Origin of the sequence: Spiroplasma endosymbiont of Megachile willughbiella (assembly GCF_964273395.1) — a bacterium.
In the GTDB taxonomy this organism is placed as follows: domain Bacteria; phylum Bacillota_I; class Bacilli_A; order Mycoplasmatales; family Mycoplasmataceae; genus Spiroplasma_A; species Spiroplasma_A apis.
In genome coordinates, this window is sequence record NZ_OZ187005.1 from 743,363 (window position 1) to 763,511 (window position 20,149).

The 20,149-nt window shown below is 26.4% G+C and carries 17 protein-coding genes; 1 reads left to right on the forward strand and 16 read right to left on the reverse strand.

From position 1 onward, the window contains the following. Positions 1–4: 4 nt before the first annotated feature. The 13 genes from ACI2WZ_RS03240 to ACI2WZ_RS03300 all read right to left on the reverse strand — a co-directional run bounded on the left by ACI2WZ_RS03240 (position 5) and on the right by ACI2WZ_RS03300 (position 16,520). Positions 5–1,153 carry an SGNH/GDSL hydrolase family protein gene (locus tag ACI2WZ_RS03240; protein WP_500244606.1) on the reverse strand — a complete coding sequence of 383 codons (1,149 nt, stop codon included), beginning with the start codon at positions 1,151–1,153 and terminating at the stop codon, positions 5–7. Then, positions 1,153–2,082: a hypothetical protein gene (locus tag ACI2WZ_RS03245; protein ID WP_500244607.1), complete on the reverse strand. Its 930-nt coding sequence runs from the start codon at positions 2,080–2,082 to the stop codon at positions 1,153–1,155. The genes ACI2WZ_RS03240 and ACI2WZ_RS03245 overlap by 1 nt, the downstream gene beginning before the upstream one ends. Before the next feature lie 161 nt (positions 2,083–2,243). Then, complete coding sequence (locus tag ACI2WZ_RS03250; RefSeq protein ID WP_500244608.1) at positions 2,244–2,954, reverse strand: lipoprotein; 711 nt, start codon at positions 2,952–2,954, stop codon at positions 2,244–2,246. 148 nt (positions 2,955–3,102) lie between these two features. After that, entirely contained in the window at positions 3,103–4,188 is a 1,086-nt protein-coding gene (locus ACI2WZ_RS03255) for a TDT family transporter (RefSeq protein ID WP_500244609.1), read from the reverse strand. Between the two features lie 19 nt (positions 4,189–4,207). Beyond that, positions 4,208–4,696: a hypothetical protein gene (locus ACI2WZ_RS03260; RefSeq protein WP_023789665.1), complete on the reverse strand. Its 489-nt coding sequence runs from the start codon at positions 4,694–4,696 to the stop codon at positions 4,208–4,210. A 289-nt stretch (positions 4,697–4,985) separates the two neighbouring features. Further along, entirely contained in the window at positions 4,986–7,058 is a 2,073-nt protein-coding gene (locus tag ACI2WZ_RS03265) for an MOLPALP family lipoprotein (protein ID WP_500244610.1), read from the reverse strand. A gap of 152 nt (positions 7,059–7,210) precedes the next feature. Beyond that, a complete protein-coding gene (locus ACI2WZ_RS03270) occupies positions 7,211–8,842 on the reverse strand; it encodes a hypothetical protein (RefSeq protein WP_500244611.1) in 1,632 nt (543 codons plus the stop codon). A 34-nt stretch (positions 8,843–8,876) separates the two neighbouring features. Next, the gene (locus ACI2WZ_RS03275) at positions 8,877–9,809 is read right to left on the reverse strand and encodes a hypothetical protein (RefSeq protein WP_500244612.1); all 933 of its coding nucleotides are present in this window, start codon (positions 9,807–9,809) and stop codon (positions 8,877–8,879) included. 34 nt (positions 9,810–9,843) lie between these two features. After that, positions 9,844–10,800, reverse strand: a complete 957-nt coding sequence (locus ACI2WZ_RS03280; protein ID WP_023789673.1) for an ATP-binding cassette domain-containing protein — start codon at positions 10,798–10,800, stop codon at positions 9,844–9,846. Between the two features lies 1 nt (position 10,801). Beyond that, positions 10,802–12,565, reverse strand: a complete 1,764-nt coding sequence (locus ACI2WZ_RS03285; protein WP_500244613.1) for a hypothetical protein — start codon at positions 12,563–12,565, stop codon at positions 10,802–10,804. A gap of 259 nt (positions 12,566–12,824) precedes the next feature. Next, a complete protein-coding gene (locus tag ACI2WZ_RS03290) occupies positions 12,825–14,267 on the reverse strand; it encodes a glycoside hydrolase family 32 protein (protein WP_500244614.1) in 1,443 nt (480 codons plus the stop codon). 9 nt (positions 14,268–14,276) lie between these two features. Then, positions 14,277–15,854 carry a PTS transporter subunit EIIB gene (locus ACI2WZ_RS03295; RefSeq protein ID WP_500244615.1) on the reverse strand — a complete coding sequence of 526 codons (1,578 nt, stop codon included), beginning with the start codon at positions 15,852–15,854 and terminating at the stop codon, positions 14,277–14,279. Positions 15,855–16,004: 150 nt separating this feature from the next. Further along, complete coding sequence (locus ACI2WZ_RS03300) at positions 16,005–16,520, reverse strand: hypothetical protein (protein WP_023789682.1); 516 nt, start codon at positions 16,518–16,520, stop codon at positions 16,005–16,007. A 435-nt stretch (positions 16,521–16,955) separates the two neighbouring features. Between ACI2WZ_RS03300 and ACI2WZ_RS03305 the strand changes: the two genes are divergently transcribed. Continuing rightward, complete coding sequence (locus ACI2WZ_RS03305; RefSeq protein ID WP_500244616.1) at positions 16,956–17,792, forward strand: MurR/RpiR family transcriptional regulator; 837 nt, start codon at positions 16,956–16,958, stop codon at positions 17,790–17,792. Positions 17,793–17,860: 68 nt separating this feature from the next. On the opposite strand, the gene ACI2WZ_RS03310 is transcribed toward ACI2WZ_RS03305, so the two are convergent. From ACI2WZ_RS03310 to ACI2WZ_RS03320, 3 genes are all read right to left on the reverse strand, one after another. Next, complete coding sequence (locus ACI2WZ_RS03310) at positions 17,861–18,304, reverse strand: dual specificity protein phosphatase family protein (protein ID WP_500244617.1); 444 nt, start codon at positions 18,302–18,304, stop codon at positions 17,861–17,863. A 58-nt stretch (positions 18,305–18,362) separates the two neighbouring features. Beyond that, positions 18,363–19,136 (reverse strand): Pr6Pr family membrane protein, encoded by a 774-nt coding sequence (locus ACI2WZ_RS03315; protein WP_500244618.1) that lies wholly within the window; start codon positions 19,134–19,136, stop codon positions 18,363–18,365. Between the two features lie 111 nt (positions 19,137–19,247). Further along, positions 19,248–20,105 (reverse strand): hypothetical protein, encoded by an 858-nt coding sequence (locus ACI2WZ_RS03320; protein ID WP_500244619.1) that lies wholly within the window; start codon positions 20,103–20,105, stop codon positions 19,248–19,250. Positions 20,106–20,149 lie beyond the last annotated feature (44 nt).

Genomic DNA, 20,149 nt, shown 5'->3' on the forward strand with positions numbered 1-20,149 from the left:
TCCTTTAATTAGATTTTCATTTTTCTTTAACTATATCGATTAATATTTTTGAAACATATTCATGTCCTTTTTTTGTAGGGTGCACTTCATCTATAAAGAAGAAGTTATCTTCCATACCATCATTTCCATCTTTGATTTCTGCTTTTAGTTCTATATTACTAAAGTCCATGTCACCAAGGTTGAAAGCGTTTGATTTACATAACGCATCTGTTGTGTTTGCACCATTTCCGATTTCTTTTTTGAAACCATTAAGTATATTTTCTAGTTCTAAGTATAAGTTATATTCTAAAATAACATCCCCAAAACTTTCGTTTATCTTTTTAACAATTTTAGAAATCTTTACATCAAACTCTTTATTAACTCTTTCAATATTTTTTTTGACTTCATCATTTTCCTTATTGAATCTAGGTATTATTGTCATTTTTGGAGGAGCTGCAAAAACTATTCTACGAGCACCATTATTTAATAAAGTGTAAAAAGCATTTTTGATGTTTTCTAACGCTTGGTTCATAACAGAAACTTGATGATTATAGTCATTAATATTTCCTAACATTTCAAATAAATCATTTCCACCGATTTCAATAAAAAATAAATCTTTATCATTGATAACTTGTTGTTGAACAAGTGCTTGTGCTTGTTTATATATCCCTGTGTTTCCCATCAGTAATTTTCCAGCAACACCATCACTTACAAAAGCTGTTGCACCACCAATTGAGTAGTTTTTACCTCAAACTTTTGTATCTTTATATTTTTCGTTAGTTACATCTGCTTTATGAATAATATTTGATGTAACAAATTCTTCAGAACTAAATCCTAGAGCCGAATTAACTAATCTAGCGGCTGTTGGTCCATTACTAAAACCTTCTTTATATTCCCCAGTCATTTTTGCATTTGCTCCAAGTTCATCTTTGATAATTGTTGTAAGTCCGTAGTTGTCACTTAGACTATCTCCAAGAGTAAAGAAGTTTGAGAATCCAAAATGTTTCTCCGGATCACTACTAGTATCTTTGGCATTACTCTTGTCTAAATTTTTTCCAATTGTGTAATCTTTTTCAAAGCTAACGTTTGCTTGAATTGGAGTACAGGCTATAACTGATGAGGCTGTACTCACCGTTAAAGATACTGAGCTTAAAAACCCTAATAATTTTTTCATTATTTACTTCCTTTCTTTAAGTTGATTGCTAGCATTGTAATTGCATAAGCAGAGATTGGTAATATAAATATTATGTAAATAAAGAACATTATAATTCCAGATCTCAATACTTCTAAATTATTAGTGAAAAATGGTGTATATAATTCATCTTTAGTAACAAATTTTTTAGGCATATTTGATTCGTTAAGTTCTTTGTTTTTAAAAATACTATGACCAAATATACTAAAACCGTATTTTATGTTTTCAATTTGTAGATTTAAGAACCATACTTTGTTATTAACTAATAAAGTTCCTATTGATTGATTAATTGTTATTCCCTCTGTTCCTGGAGGAGTGTTGTCCATATATGAATTATAAGTTTCTTGGTCTATACTTGTTTGATTTCTTTTTAAGTCATCAAATCTTTCTTTAGAGAAGATATCTTTGATCCCTCCATTTTGGAAAAATCATTGGATACCACTGTGAACGTAACCATAGCTTAGGAATTCTGTTGAAACAGCTTGATCGAATTGAACAAGGTCCATTCCTAAATCGTAAAGATCAACATCTTGTTTTTTTTCAATGACACTTGATCATCTTTTATTGAATCAATCATTTGAAAACTTGATGTAAGCTTCTTTTTTTTGTTGATAATTTGTTTCTTGATAAGAATTTAGTGTTGAAACAGCATCGCTTGAGTATGCACTTTTTATAACAGAGTTCATGACTGCTTCGTATGTCGGGTCACTAGCTTCAATTACATAAACTCCTTGTGGCATAACCTCCTTGATTTGTTTTTCAATACTGTCTATAAATCTTTTAGCTTCTAATCCAACACCTGGAACAGTCATCAAGATGCTTAATAAGAACACTAATGAAGATATAACTGAAAATATTATCAGTTTTAATTTTGATTTTATTGAGAAAAACTCTTTAAGTTTTGCTTTCATGTATTTTTTACCTTTCTAATTGCTTTTTAATTTTACAACATAAAAAATACAACTAATAAAAGATTTAAAATGTAAAAATCTTTTTGTATTATAAAAAATTTATATTTTTGAGAATAAAAAAAATTTTGGTTTTACCCAAAATTTTCAAAAATATTTAATAATTAAGCTGTTTTAGCATTAATAGTAATTTCAACTGCTTTATCGATGGTTGTTTCACCAACTTTAACAGTTAATTTTTCTTTAGTCATAGTTGCTGGAAGATCAGCACCTTTAAGACTAACTTCTATAGTATATTTTGTTTTAGTGGTTCCATCTTGTACCGCACTACCAAATTTTAGAAGTGATGTTTTTGCATCAGAAGATGCAATAACTGTATTAGCTTCCACTGCTTTATTTAATTCAATTGTCAAAATTATTTTAGTATCTTTTGTATCAATTGTATTTTTATCTGCTGACACTTTACCAGATAAAGCAACATCGGCTGCTTTTTTAATAGTAATTTCTATTTTTGAACCAACCATTTTATCACCAAGTGAAACATTAACTTCTTCTTTAACGTCTGCTTTTGGTAATTCATTAGCAATTAAAGATACTTCAATAGTGTATTCTTTTTTATTTTTTTCGTTAACTTTTGCTTCTCCAAATTTTAAAATACTAGTAGCAGCTTTTGATTTAGCTACTAATTTAACAGTATCTTTTTTCTCTTCATTTAAAGTTACTTTAATAGTAATTTTATCTTCAACTTTTTCGATAATTTTTTTGTCAACTTCAACTTTTCCTAAAGTGTCTTCTTTTTTGCTACAAGCAACAGCTGTTGCTCCAGTAGAGGCTACCATTCCCATAGCTCCTAATAATCCAAGTAATTTTTTCATTTTTTCTCCTTTTAAATATCGCATATGTTTACATATGCTTATAAAAAGATTACATTTTGAAAAGAAAATAGCAAGTTTATGGAAATATTTTATAAAATTTGTTAATTCTTTTCAAAAATTATTTTGAAAAAGAATATTTTTTAGCAACTTAATAGTTCATTATATAATTTATGAATTTATTCGTTTTATTTTTTTGATACTCTCCAACAAAAAGAACTACATAACTATATGTAAATATTGCAAAGTTGAATAATACAATTACTATTGTTCCTATGATAGTTTCAATTAGGGCTCATATTTTAAAACTAATCACATAAATGTTATCAGCCCCTAAACTTGTGAATAAAAACTCACTCATTTTTATCATAGATATCATTCCGATAGCTAATGGAAATGTATAGCATCCTAACAAAGGAGAGAATTTTTCTCTTGAAACTTTAAATAAAGATAAGTAAACAATTAACGTAAACAAAATAGCCAGTGCACATAATATATATACAAAAAAATATTTATGGTTACTAATATCTTGATTACTAAAGGTAGTTAAATAACCTGCTAATAAAAGATTTGGTGGTGCTGCCATAACACCAAAGGTTTGTAATTTTTTTTCTTTCAAATGATTTGTAAACAAATATTTATACATCATTGGTGGTAACATAAGTACATAAAAAGCAAGACCAATATATCAACAAGACTTTGATATTAAATTGATAACCGCAGCAAAATCACCACCTAAAAAACTTCCCAGATTATTTGACATAACACAAGCAACTACAATTCCAATCGGTGGTATAAATCATGAAGCCATATAGTTATTAAACTTAAAACGTACTAGGTGGTAGATCAAAAAAGAAACTATGTAAATTAAATGTAAAAAAACACAAACTAGTCAAATAACTATTTGTATTCAATTACAATTAACTACACCAAAAAAACCAGATATCACAAATAGAGCCATAAAGATCGTAGGAATAAAATTACTAGACACTGGACTTTTAAAATCGTTTATTAAATCAACTGGGTGTATTATGTATCTAATTAACATTAATATTATCAACAAAAGAGAAATTGATATAGTAATATATTTCACAAAACTTCCATCAAATGCAAAACCTATAGGATTATTAAATAATCCTCAAGCATTACCCATAGTGGCTGTTCCAAGTCCTGTACCAGCTAATGATAATGGTAGTTTAGAGGAGTTTTTATAAAATTTAACAAATGGGTTATTCATAGTTCTCCTTTTAAAATTATTATTTATTGGTTTTTGCACAAATCATTCCTAAAATTGAACCGACTAAGATAATCAATCCTGCTATTCCAAAAAATATTAAACCCAAACCTGATAATAAAATTTTAGAGCCATCAGATGCACTTGTTGCCGTAGCTGAAAATATCGATAGAGATACTAAAAACAAGATCGCTGATCCAATAATTCCCAAAAGATATCCAACTCTTTGCGTAAGGGCTTTTTGTGAATTTACAAAAACTAAGAAAATTATTATAAAACTAAGTATGATTAAACATAAAACAAACAATAAAGATCCTAACGTTTTTATGGAACTTAAAACTTCACCTGTTAGTTCTCTTAGAAACTGACCAAATTTATGTAATTGGTCATAACCACTTTCAATAAAAGATGTTGAACTTATCAATAATATTGAAAAAGTCATAACTAATGGCAAACAGCTCAACAAAAATATTGCTCCGATATTCACAAGTGTTTTAGATAACCTCGACATACTTACTCCTTAATAATAAAAAGATTATAAATTGTTTCAAAGAAAATATCTATCTATAAAAAGTGTTCATAAATGAAAAAACCAAAAATTGAAGTACAAGTATAAATGCTTGAACATTTTGATAGTCGAATGAAATAACCATATATAAAACTAATGATGGGATATTACAATTTATTAGGAAGTAATAGTGAATAAAAGTGACAGAATAAAATCAATAGGTATTTATGGTTCATAATTACAAAAATCTTGCTAATATCTAGCAAGCATAATTTTATTGTCTAAGGATTTGTTAGTCAAAAAGAGTTATTTCTGAAATTAAATATAAACCGTTTTTTTGAGTTATTTGAATTTCATACTTATTAACAATTTTGCCATTTGATACTTTATATGTAAATTTGTTCTTTTGTATTTTAGATTTCGAAATTTTCAAGTTATTGAATTCTTCGGTTATTATTTTATTGTACTCTTCAAGTTCTTGTAAATAAGTTTTTATGTAAGATAGAACTTTAGTTAAAGCGTTCTTTATTCAATCAATGTTTTCTTTTAAAATTAACGCTAAATAATAAAGCGGAGACCCTTCTTTAAACTTTTTACTTGATGAATCTAGTCCCAAAATATTAAAAATGTTTTTTGGATCTTTCAATGCATTTTGCAAAGTATTACCTTCGTATAAACTTTTGAACAATAACGCAACATCATCAAAATTTAAAGTTGCATTAGAAGAATTTACAGATTCATATAAGTCATTTGCAATTTCAGAAATACTTTTTTGCATTAGAAAATCCATTGAGTTATTTTTTTCTTTATTGAAAGTTTTTGAAGGGTTTGAACTAAATAAAGAACTTTCCATAATACTTTTTAAAGGTTGGTTTAATAATTTCTTTATAGAAAAGTTTAAAGTTTGGTTATCGTTATTCCATATATAACCTATTCAGTCTTCTTTGAATTTGTTTCACTCTTTATCATCAAAAGACTTGATTATATTTTTGAACATATCTGGTAAACTATCCCCTGCCTGTAATATTAATCCAGGAGTAATAAGACCTGACCTTAATAAATTAGAGACAAGATTTTTCTTATCACCTAAACCTGTATCAATAAAGCATCTCAATAAATAATCAACATTTATTTTTAAATTTACTGTTTTTATATCTATCTCTAAATAATCCTTATTTATTAATTTGCTTAATATCTTTGTTAAGACTTTGACATAACCACCGTTGCTGTCCCCTAAATAACTCATAGCACCGTTTTCATCTTTATTAACATTGCTATTTGCATCATTACCATCAACTATATTTCCAGTTCCTAATAAAATATTTATAATATTTTTTAAAATCACTCCATTTTCATCTTCAGTCATTTTTTTAAGTAATGTCACAAGTTTATTAATATTTATTTTATTTGTTGTAACTTTACTTTTTCTTTTATTCAAAACATAATCGAGACTTAATGGTGATTTTGTTAGTTCATCGGAAGTAAATGAATCGATTGCAAGGAGCAAAGTTCTTACAAACCTTAAAATCTCAGCAATTGTACTCATATTCTTCTCAATATCAAATGCTAACTTTTTTTCACCCTTGATTAAAGATATCAAATTATCTCCTAACTGATCAATTGCTGGTAAAAAGTTTTTAGCAACGTCATCAGAATTATCATAACTAAATATTTTATTTGAGTTGACATTCAGTAATGTTTCAATCGCATTAGCGAGTCCAATAGCACTAGAATCCATTGCCTGTTGGTAACTCATGTCTTTATAAATATCTGGACTAAAAGCCTTTTCTAAAAGCATTAAGTTCTCATTGCTTACATAATTAGCAACCGAAGCTAATAAATCTGGTTTTAGAAACCCACTAACCATACTTCCGAGACTGGCTAACATTGATGGGTCTATCAATCCATTCAAAATCATAGGTATTAAACTAGAGTATTCATTTATTGAACTTAATGTACTGTTTGATGGTGACAATACGGTTCCTTGATAAATATTATCAGATAATTTTATCTGCTCAGAAAACAAAGAGTTATCGAAAAACTCTTCGTAAACTTCTTTGTATTTAGTATCACCAGATAACTCACTAGGTAATTTATCAATACCTAGATCATTGAGAGATTTGTCTTTTACGAAGTTATTCAAAATATAATTAGTACTGATATGTTCGTTATTTTTGATACTATTTTGATTAAAATATAATCCTTTTGTAACTTGGGAAAGAACAACAGATAAAGATTCACTATGTTCAAGTACATTTTCATCTTTAATTGTGGCTCTTGATATCTTAGGTCCACAACTAACAACACTTGTTGAAGCCGATGACAATAAGGTAAACGTTCCAATTATCCCTAATAATTTTTTCACGAAGTTCTCTCTTTTCTAAACTTTTTTTGAAGTACAAGTTAAATTTATAATAAACTAAAATATCCAATAATATAGAAATTCAAAACAAATTTAGATAAATAAAAAAAATTTTACCTACATATAAAAAAATCTTACATAAGTAAGATTAATTATTATTCACTTTTAGGTTTTTTGCTAACTAATGTTCTTATCAATTGAGCGATTAATAAAGACCCAACAACACAACCAACAGTGATACCAATAATCATAAATAAGTTTGATTTGTTGTATGTTTGGTCCCCTTCATATCCTAAAATTTCCCCTTTATAAGTTACATTGTTTGGATTTTGTTTTATATAATCAGAAAAATTTCTTTTATTCATTTCGGAATAAACTTTCAGAGATCCTAAATAACCATCCATTACATGACCCATTTCGTGATTTAATGTACAAAAAATATTCGGACTACTTCATCAACCTTTTTGGTATTGATCATTCAAGCTTGATGACTCATACATATTCATTGATTTACTAGAAAAAATTAAAAAAGCACTGGATGATGAAATTGCTAAATTTTTATTACTTTTATTAACTACAAACTTAGTTAAGGTGTAGGCCATTGTTGATTCTCCAGCATCTTTTAAAGGAAAGTCTGAAGAAATTATAAAACCTCATAAATAATATAATAAATAATATTCATCACCGTACTTACTCAATTTTATTGATATATTAAATAAATCCAACGTTTGAGATTTGAGTTCATCTACTTTTTCAGTGCTTCAGTTATAAAATTTACCTAATCTTTCGATTGAGTCACCTAATGCTATATTAGCGCCTGGATTTAATTTGTATTTGTTATTTGAATAACTATCATTATTTGTAGCTTTTGAATAATAATCATTCATTTTATCAAAACTTTCAAACATGACATTTTCTTTTTTAAAAGTTTTAAATTCTTGAATAGATTTATCACTAGCTTTTGTGAAAGAGTCATTCATAATTGTACCTAGGGAATCATAAGAAAAAATGCCAAAAAACTTTTTAACTTCATTATCAATAAGATAAGATGAACTGGCACCATAATTTGTATCATTAGAACCATTACCAATATAATATTGAGCACTTGCTAATAATGCATTTTGACAATATTTGATTGAATCATTTTCACCAATACTTCTTAAACCAAAATTTTCACTTTTATAAAGCAAATCCTTATATGATAAATCATTTTCACTCTTAGTTTTTTTTGTGTCATATGAAATATTAGAACTAATTGTATTTTGATCAATTAATGCTTTTATATTATTTCAATTAGTATCATTTATTACACCAGAATACTCATTTTTAATATTATTATAAATTTTTGAAAAATATTCATTCAATATTTCTCATGATTTATTTTTTGCAGTATCCTCAGTAGTGGTTCATTTAGAATAAGCTTCAGCGAAAAATTCTTGGTAAGATGACATACCATAAGCTGATATATTAACTACACTCGATATTAAGGACATATAAAAATAATCATCTTCATTATTTTTGTAAGGATCTAATAACCTGCTTTTAAACTCTCTTAATAATTTATTTGCATCCTCATTTTCTTTAATATTTGAGTGCTTGTAAATAAAATATTGTAGACTTTTTCCGCCCCACATAAAGTCATTAACATTCGAAGAACCTTCTTGTCCTTCTGCAAAGTTTTTGGTAACCACTTCATCTTCTTTATTTGAATTTAGCTTCGTTATAAAAATAACCATTGGAGATAATAAAATGAAAGATGATAGATGTATCCAAAATTTTTTAAACATGTTTAAGCCAACTTTCTTTGGTTTTTTTATTAAACTAATTGATTTTATTTATAAACTCATCGAACTTTATAGTTTTGTAGTTTCAATTTGAGAAGTCGTATTCAGATTCTTTAGGATCGTCATCTTCATTTCTTTCAACTTTATTTTCCACTACTTCAACTTCTTTGTTATTATCATTAGTTTCTTCATTAAAATTACTATCATTTGCTTCGTTTGATAAATTAGTATTATTGTTTGTTGTCTCATTTAAAGTTGTCTCTTCATTTTCGTTTGAGACATTATCAAAGTTATCTACAGTTAATGTGTCAAAATCTGCACTTGATACATCGTCAAAGTCAACAACATCAATTTTAGAGTTTTCTAAAATCTTATTAGCAGTTTCGATAGTAGATGACAGATAATCTTCATTTTTTGATTTAACAACGTGTTTATTTTTAACAAATACACTTTCTAATGGATTAATAAAGCTATTATCTTTATTTTCTGATAAAAATGAATTTGTTTTATTTGAATAATCATTTGCTACTGTATTATAGTTTTGATTTATACTATTTGGAAATGGTTGATTATTTTTATTCATATAATCTTGATTTGCTATGAAAGTAGCAGAACCTTGATTATGAGAAGCTAATTGAGCTCCAAAAAAATCATTTCTAGGTGAGTAACTAGAGTTTGTTGAGTGATTATTATTGAATGATAAACCATTATTTATATCGTAATATGATTGATTAGAAAAATTATTATTAACTAATCCCACATTTTGATAAACATTGTTTATTTGCGTAGAATAAAATAAACTTTTTAAATAATAATCGTTTTTCATTAATGTTTGATAAAAATTATTAGTATGCGCATTTAATAAATCGCAAAAGTTTTTGGCTTGATTAAAATCATTAAATACATAATAAAAACAACCATTTGCATCTGTTATAAAGAACAATGAACTTGATCCCAATACATAATACATATAAATTCCATCCTTCATTTCATTTTTATTTATTTTATACTAAATTTTTTATTATGTCGTTATTTTTTGCATTTGCTTCTAATGCTTTATAAATTGATTCAATATTAACTGGTAACTTTACCAAGTTTAAGATTGGTGCAGTTTCTTTAAGTGAGTATAAAAATACTCAATTGATTTCTTTTGAAGTATTTGTAGCAATAACAAGAGAGTTTTCAAACTCATCATATTTAAATGTTTTTAACCCTTTTTCTTTTAAGAATGCCTTCAATTTAGGTAAATTAATTTCATCAGAGAAGAAAACTTTATATTTAGAATACATATCAAGTTGTAGTTTTGATCCCGTAAAAAGTAATTTTCCTGCTTCTACAACTATATAATAATCAATTAGATCATTTACTTCATCAATGTTGTGTGAAGTCATAATGACAGTCTTGCCAGCGTTTTTGTAATCTATTAATAAATTTCTTACTTTATTTCTTCAAAATGAGTCTAGATTGGCTGCTGGTTCATCTAAAACTAAAACGTCAGCTTCTTTTATTAAACAAAGAATCAAACTTAATCTATTTTGCATCCCTCAAGAGTATTCTTTAAGTTTTTTTGTTTTATCTTTTCATAAATCAAAATACTTCAATCAGTAATCAATTTTAGCTTTGATTTCTTTCTTAGGAATTCCCATTATTAAACACATTTGTTTTAAGTATGGAATTGCTGACATTTCGAAAAGTGAGAAGTCAAGTTGAGTATAAAGACTAATATCTTTATTTCCGTAAAAGTGTTTACCACTTTTTTTTGAAAATCCATTAACCGTTACTTTTCCATGAAATGTTTTGATAGCTCCAATTATGGTGTTGATGATAACCGATTTACCACTTCCAGATGATCCTAAAATAGCTGTAAATTGACCTTTTTTTATACCGAAACTTAATGGACCTATTTTGTGGTTTCTAAATTTTTTTACGTATTCATCAAAATGTATAATTAAGTCTTCCATATTATCTCAAGTCCCTTCTTGTAAATTTCAAACCAGTAATAAACATTAATGTTGCAGCAATACCTAATTGAACACCTATAAATATAATAGGATTCAAGAAATCATTATAAGTTTCTTTTTTTATAGCACCGTCATCATTTAAATTAAAGGTATATTGAACATAAGGTAAAAATAAGTTGTCTTGATTGTCTAAAATTATTTTTGAACTACTGTATGGACTAAATCAAAAGTCCTTAAATGAGTATCCAGAAAAATAAGTATATGTACTTCAAGTTCCAAAAAATGGACTTACATAAGAGAATATTTCGAGCGCATCTCTTCCAGATTTATAAGTTTTTCATTGACCTTGCTCTTGAATTACAGGGTTTTCTGTTGCTATTTGGTAGATAGTTGCATAATCAACCAAGTATTTTTCTACTATATTTGCAGCTAACATAAGTGGGAAATACATATTATTTTCCATAAAACTTGCTACTTCAGTACTTGATGAAACTGTTAAATCAGTTGGAGAAGCCGCACTTGTAAAGTAATATTTATAAATAGATTTTAAATATGAAGTTGTGAATGTAACTTTATCAAGTTTCTTATTCTTGTTTTTATTTTCCATAAAACTATTAGCTTCATCAACATAAATAAAGTCATTAAATAATTCAGCTTTTTGTTTTTGTAGATCTGGTAAAATTGCTTGTATTGATTTTGAAAAATCATAAAAATCTTTTAAAACATTTTTTTTATTTTGATCTGTTTCATTTAAAATAACGTTCTCTAATTGATAATCGTTAATAAATAAATTCTTCATTTTCATATCTATTTCGATTGGATCGTTAAAATCCCAACCTTTAAGTTCATTTGGAGAATTCATTAAAGTTGCATTTAATTTTTTGAATTCTCTTGTTTTTTCATCTACAAGACCTAACTCTTTTCAATAATTATTCAGTCTTTTTTCAATATTATCTTTACTTGAAAATGTTCCTTTTTCAAACTTATTTTCAAGTATAAAATCATTAAGAGATTTTGCCAAATAATTGTATTTAATATCTCCTGAGTTAATATATTTTTGCAAATTGAATGTTTCATATAAAGAAGAAACCGTTAACTGTTGTGATCTATTTGTATTCTTCATGTTAAAAACTAATAATTCATTTTCTTCTTTAGTTTTTAAAAATTTTAAAGGTAGATTTGCTATAAATGAGAACGATAATAATAATGTTGAGGCAATCATTGTTATTTGAGGTGTTGTTAATAACAACAAAAATAAAATGAAATTGATTAAGCAAACACTAACCACAAATGTATAAAGTAGGAAAACTGTTGTTTTTCTAAATAAAACATTATTAACCTCAAATTGGTTCATAACTAAATAATTAAAATTTATAATAAAATAACCAAATAATACATTTGCTCATGAAACTATAACTATCAATGATCATTGAGCTATAAAGAATTTTTTTCTTGACACTTGATTTGATATAACAATATACATTGTTTTATCTTCGACTTTCCTATTAAAGAAAAACTGTAGTCCCCTTAGTATTATTATAAAAAGTAGACTTGATATGAAAATTAATGTGTAGTAATCAAAAGCAATAACTATTTCTTTTCCAGATTTCAAAAATGATGTGTAAAAAGAAAACCCTATTGAGAATATTGAAACTACTAAATTTAATATTACAAATGATTTTTCTAAAACTACAGATTTAAAAGAAAATTTCAATAGTAATCAAAACGATATATTTCAAACTTTCTTTTCATTTTTATTCAGCACAGTTTTTTCCTCCTTGATACCCTTCTAAAATAAAAATTTAACATATTCTTTAAATTGACTTTATAATATTATTAATTTATCTTTAAATATATTAATTTATACTTTTTATCCCTTATATTATAAATGAAAAACACTATATATCATAGTGTTATTTTTAATTACCTAAATTCCATATGTAAATAAATTACTAAGGTAAAAAAATTTTTTAAAAATTTCTGAGCATAAAAATATTCACTTATTAAACTAAGTGAATATTTTTTTAATTTATCACTTTGATTGATTTAATTTTTGATACTTGCATATTAGTTTTTTTAGAAAGTTCAATTCTATTAAAGTTCTTTACAAAAAATCTTGAAGTAAATACTGTTTGATAATTATCTGCAAATAGTTCTATTGAAGAAGAATCAATAAATATTTCTACAGTTTGTTCTTTTAATTTTCTTTTAGCAAATCGAGGATTTTCGTAATCTCAATCTACAATTTCTGAACCACAATCTCGGTCAAGCATAATTTCTTTTTCTGAAAAACTTATAACAACATTTTCACCTTGATCGTTTGAAATTTTAATTTCCAAAATCTCATCAAGTTCAAACTTAAGATGGATGCTTTTGTTCACTTCTAAATTATCATCAAAGATTGTTTCGGTTTCTGATAATGCATTCATTGTAAATCCAATATATGGTTTTTGTATAAGATTATCACCTTCAACTGATAGTTCTCTTGGTATTGTTAACATAGAATGTCACGAATATTGATCTGTTGGGTATTGAACACCAACAGCTCCCATTCAACCAATCACTAACAACTTGTTATTTTCAAAATATGTTTGAGGTGCATAAAAATCATGTCCGTAGTCCATTGTTCTGGGTTCGAATAATTCATTTAACTTAGTATCATCAAAATCTAATTTTTCAATCAATGTATAAACAACATTTCTGAAACCATTCAATTCATATTTATCATCTTCTTTGATTCAACCTTCTGAAGACATTATGTATAAGTATTTATCTCCAACTTTATCTAAATTTGGACATTCTCACATGTAACCATAATAATTATTATTAGATTTTAATGTAGTTTTATATTCAAATTGATCTTCGTTTATCATTTTGTATATAGCTAAACCACCATCCTTGTCATCACTAGATTGAACACCAAACAACATATATTTTTGTCCTTCGTATTCAAATATTTTCGGGTCTCTAACATGAGGTGTAAATTTAGTTGCATCCCATTCAACAGCAATTTTTTTATTTGTTACAACACCGTTGATTAAATCTGCAGAGATTTGATGTTCTTTTGCAATATTATTTGATTCATCTTCAATATTTCCAGTATAGTATAATTTAATCTTATCGCCCAAGTCGATAGCACTTCCTGAAAATGCCCCATTGATTTCAAATTCTTCTTCTGGCACTATTGATACGCCATGGTCTTCAAAATCTATAAAATTTTTAGTAGTTAAATATCGTCAATGTTTTAAACCATGATAAGGCTGGATTGGTGTTCATTGATAATGTATGTGGTGTACTCCATCTTTATAAACTAAACCATTGGGATCATTTAATAATCCGTTTGGTGGTGCTATGTGATAAGTTGGTCGGTAATATATGTCACTGTCAACAAGCTTATTAGCTTTTTTATATTCATCTTTTGGTATTTCGTTGTATTTTGTATTTAATAATTCATCATTTTTTTTCATATTAACTCCTTACGATTCATTTCGTTTTTTGATAGGGATTGGTGAGAAATCTCTTTCTAGTACTTTTTTTGTTGAAATTTTGAAATAATTTAATCTAGAAAGTAAAATAGTTGCTAGAAAAGTAGTTATTATTGTTGCTCCAAGTGCTACAGCCATCCATAAAAATCCTGTTCCTGGTCATGTTTCAATACCAAATGATGGTGCAGCAGTCAATGCTTGAGGAATTGTTGATAAAAATATTAATAAAGAGGCCGCACCCATTGTGGTAATTACACCTGAAGCTGTAGTTATCAAGATACCGACAGTGGCACCAATACTTGTTGCTATAACAGGGAATAAAAATCTAAGTGAAATACCAAATAAAGCAGGTTCGGTTGTTCCACCAATATAAGCAATCAAGTATGATGGAATTGCTTCTTTTTGTAATTCTTTATTACTTTTATGTAGTAAAGAAAAAGCAAAAACACTCGTTGCGACAGCAACATTTAGTTGTGTGAACATTGGCATAATAGAAGTAGCTTGATAAGTTGCGAATTGTTGAAGATTTATAACAACAAATATTTGAATAAATCCAGTAACAACTAACCAAGGTAAAAGTAAACCAAATATTGGATTGAAAATATACTTTGCTATTTTATTGGTAGTTCCTCATAATACTCCGATATTCATTCCGTAAGTAATCATCATTCCGATTGGTGCTAATAACAATATTCCTACAAAGAAAGAGATTATTGTTACCATCGGAATACCTATAAGTTCCTTTATCACACCATATTTTATTTTTTTGACTAATCTTTCAATATAAACTGCTAAAAAACCAATCATTACAAGGGGAATGATTTGACCTTCGTAAGAAATTTTTCAAGGATAACCACTGGCTAACTCCCCAAAAGACAATCCTTCACCCCCTTTAGAGGTAACTCAATTAAATAAAGGTTGGTCGGATTCCATAAATTTTTGACTTACATATAGGTCTTTGGCACACAATGAAACTCCAATGCAAATACCAATTGCTTGACTACCATTCATCATTTTAAAAATTGATCATGGTATTAGAATCGAAAACGCTAATGTTAAAGCATTTTGCAAAGTAACCAACATTTCACCAATTATTTTCAATGTCGAGCCTTGTCCAGAAAGCTTTTGACCATTTATTTCTATCACATTAAATATGTTAGAAATAGTCGAAACAATTGCTAAGGTTATTAAATATGGAATTAATGGTGTTATCAAAACACCAATTCCGTCCATTGTCGCCTTGAAAAAGTTTTTCTTTGTAGTTAATTTAACATCAAAAATATTTGTCACTTTTCGCAGGGAAATACCCAAACTTCTTAGATATTCTTTATTAATCGTGTTCAAATCACCTTCAACTATAAGTTGAATTATATTTTCTTTGATAATTGCACCTTTTACAAATGATATATTTTCAACATCATCGATATTTATACCCTCGTTATTCTTAACAACAATTCTCATTCTTGTTGAGCAACGATTAATACTATCAATATTTTCAATTCCACCTAACAGTTTTGTTAAAAGAATGTAATCATCGCTATGAATACTTTTTTGTTTGAACAGTTTCATAAATTCAATCCTTGCTAAAGTAATTTATTAACATAATTAAAACATAAAATTCATATATTTATGAAAAAAATAACTTTTTAGTGTTTTTTTTCAATGTTAAAAAATAAAAAAATGAGTTGTAAAAACTCATTTTTAGGTACTTATTAGAAATTAAACAAACAGCGGAAGAAAATCACGCATGAAATGTCCAAAAATATCAAAAAACATTATTTTAGTTATGCTACAAGTTTGTTTTATCATATTTGGATATTTTAATATTTCTACATAAATATTAATTTCAAACTCATTCAAAGTGTTTAAAAATCTTACTGGACTTGATTGTAATGAAAATTCCATTTTTTCAAATCCTATATTATCATCTCTACCTGAATAAAGATTTAATATCTCATCAATATTATTCTTGTCATCATCAGATAACTCCATCAAATAAGAAATAGTGTCCTCATTGCTAGCTCTATAAATGTATGAATTGGGATTAAATTTTAAAAATATATTTATATTTTGCATGTTTTTATTTTTAAAACTTATTTTAAACAGATCTTTTATTACCCTATAATTTTCTTTTACCAAAAATCTTGCATCTTTTGGTGCATAAAAAAGAATATCTTGGCACCCCTGTTTATTTAAAAAAATGTTTATTTGTTTCATCATTTCTTTTTTATTCATAGCAATTCTCCTAAATATGTATAATTTTATCATTATTAGCACCAGTTTATAAAGTTTTATAATAACTACAACAGGTAATAAATTGAAAAAATAAATTTATTTTAAAATTGAAAATTATTTTTAACTAGTGTACCTTAAAATGAAAAAAAACATTGTTCTTGGAAAATTACGATTTTTAGGGGTTTTTTAACGTGTTTCAGAGTAATGCCATTTATGAGTGGTGTAAAAGTAACATAGATAGTGTTATAATAGTGACACTATCTCGGTAGTACAATATAAAGTAGACAAAATGATAGTTTACATTATCAACTTTATAGAATTACTATCCAAGCATAGTATTTTATGACGACCTAATTAGTTATCTATAAATGGCTTATAAATAATGTATCAATAATAATTTTAAAAAATTGATATGGAAGTTATAGGTGGAAAAAGATGAAAAGTATCGAACTAGTTATACCAAAAGTTAAATTAAGTAACTCAGAAGCTTATTTAGCTCAATATATTAACCAAAATCCTGAAATATTTATTACAGAAAAAATAAATGATATCGCAAAAAAAGCAAATGTGTCAACTTCTACGATCACAAGATTGTCTAAGAAGCTTGGATATCAATCATTGAAGGATTTTCAATTAGAAGTATCAAATAAACATAACTTTGCAAAACAAAATTATGATTTTATAGACGAAACAAATACAAACGCCATAATAAATAACTTAAAGCTTTATCATTCATATTCATTAAATGAAACTTTTGATGACTTAGATCCAAAAGAGATTGATAAGTTGGTCGCAAAAATGAAAGTAGCAAACAAAATTTTATTGTATGGTGTCGGAACTAGTTACATGGCTTGCCGTGAACTAGCTAATAATTTAGAAAAAATCGGTATGAATATAATCCTAAATACGAATTATCATCAGCAATTGTTACATTTTGCGAAGCTCGACCAAAATAGCATGGTGTTGCTAATTTCTAAAAGCGGAATGTCTAAAGAAATTCAATTTTTAATACAAAAGTCTAAAGAAAACAACATTCAATGCGGACTAATTACTTCTTCACTAAGTTTTAAAAATGTTGATAAAGTCGATTATCTCCTTAACTTTAAAACATACGAAGATAATCAAAAATTAACATCAATTTCGTGTAAATTATCTCAACTAGTTGTAGTGGACTTAATTTTTATGGAGTTATTTAAAACTAATATAGAACAAAATGCCAAAAATCTTGAAATTGGTTATGATTTGATTAAAGAATGAAATTCTACTAAATAATATTGCATACAATTTAAAAATGAAAACCCAGTTTAATTAGGATTAAACTGGGTTTTTATATTTGATAGTTAAAATTTGTACGGATACATTTTTATCAAAAAGTCTTTTCAACCTGGGTTTGGACTATGTTTAGGGTATATTTGATTAAACTTAGTTTGCGCTTCATAATAATCAGAACTTTTTATATGATCATTTCTAACTAAAAACATAAATACTATGGAAGCACTTCTGTTGCCTCCTCATAAACAATGAACATAAATCTTTTTGCTATTTATATTTTGCTCAATAGTATTGATTGCATCCTTAACTAGATTGATTTCCATTTCTTCAAAAATTGGATAATCTTCAAATTTATAATAAATGCATTTATCTGCTTCATCATAGAAAGAATTTTTTTCTTTATCTGGTGCCATTTTTAAATATATTTCTTCAGCACAAGATATTCTTAATTCTGTGTCTTTTGGAGCACTATTCATATCACCTAAGTATAAGTTTTCTATAATTTTTTTCATAAAACTCATCTCCCAAGGTCATTATATTCTTTTATCGGAAAACTTTTATTTAATTCTTTTAATTTGTTTCAAAATTACGGTAATAATTTTTCTTGATTAATGAGTTACTTAAAAAGTTGTATAAATATGAAAATCCAATCATAATTCCAATTATTCCTACAAAAGCGATCATAAATCATACATATCCAGGTAGATTCATAGGACCATTATGGTGTACATCTAAGAAAAAGTATGGGTAAAGATGATTTTGAACTTTACCTGAACTATTTAAATAAGAATAATACGATTCGTTTGCATATCTTAATTCCCCACGAACCATTGCAAATATGCAATAACCTAGAACTAGTGTAAATTGAATTCAAAATTTTTTAAGGAAGAATTCATTGTAGCCAACTCTTTGCTTACCAGTCATAAAAAATAATACGTATATTACAAATGCAACAGGTACTATTGCATGATCTACTAAAGTAGTAAATACTGAAAATGCAGATGACGGAAAACCGTTAACTGGAATTAGTACACAATTGTATACTAAGAATGTAATTGTTATCATAGTAGCTAATGCATTAGCTGTTGTATAACTTAATAATTTTGTTTTACCTTCATTTTTGTGTTTGATACCTGAATAAATTAATCATACATGAACAAGTACGTTTGATAATAAGGTAAATGTTGTAAAGTAATCTATAGTGTATATCTCATAGTTGTTATAATATGTATCTTTGATTTCACTTCCATCAATTACATTATATAAATAATAACTATATAAAGTTATAGCTGATAAAATACCGAAAAATAATTTATAGCTCACTTGAAAATTTTTATATTTCATTTTTTCTCTCCTATATTTACAAATTATATATTATATTGTTATTCGAAATACAAGTTGTAAAAGGTTTTTAAAAGTCTAAAATAATTTTATTTTCTTGTAAAAGATGGACTCTTATTCTTTTTGTTTTTGTTTAGTATTCACTTTTTTAGATTTATTTACAACCTTATTTTTTAGATTTAAGTTCTCGTTTTGAGTTAAAGTATTATTTAACGCTTTCTTGTTTGCCATTTTTTTGAAACTAAAGAAATATATTAGATTAACTGTAATAAATAAAACATGTACAGAGACAAAGAAAACAATAACAGACAATATCAAATTAATAATTTCACTCATAAAATCATTAAGACTTTTAGAATTATAGTCAAAGAACGGTGAATACGGATAAATTATTTCAATCGGTACATCTGTGAACTTAAAATCTACAGTATACATTATTAATCTTCCCAATAAAAATAATGTATATAATCAAGGATAAATCAAATATAGAATAAAACTTTTAGTAAAATAACTCTTTTTAGTTATTTCTGATAAATCTATATGCTTAACACAATAGAAGATCATCAAAGGAGGTGAAATCATATGAAAAAATGTGCCTCCAACCATATCTAATGGTTTTATTGGTTTATGGCTAAAAAGTATTGATGGAAATAAAATAAATGTGTATGTAACACATGTTACAGTGATGTAAGAAGTAATTGCTAACAATATAGTTTGACTTTTACAAAACGCTAATTTCTTTTTATAAAAGATTCCAGAAAGCAATAAGAAAATAGCGACCATAAAATTACTTTGATAAGTGAAAAAACTAAAAAACTGACCTTGAAAAATAACTACAGAGAATGGATAATCAATATTACGTAATCAATATTGATTAATCATATGGTCAAGATATACATAAACAAGTCCAAAAATTATCATAGAACCAAGTAATATTTCAAAATAAAATCATTTATCTTTGTATTTATTCATTTATAATTCCTCGACTGTTTTCTTATATTAAAGATAATATCATA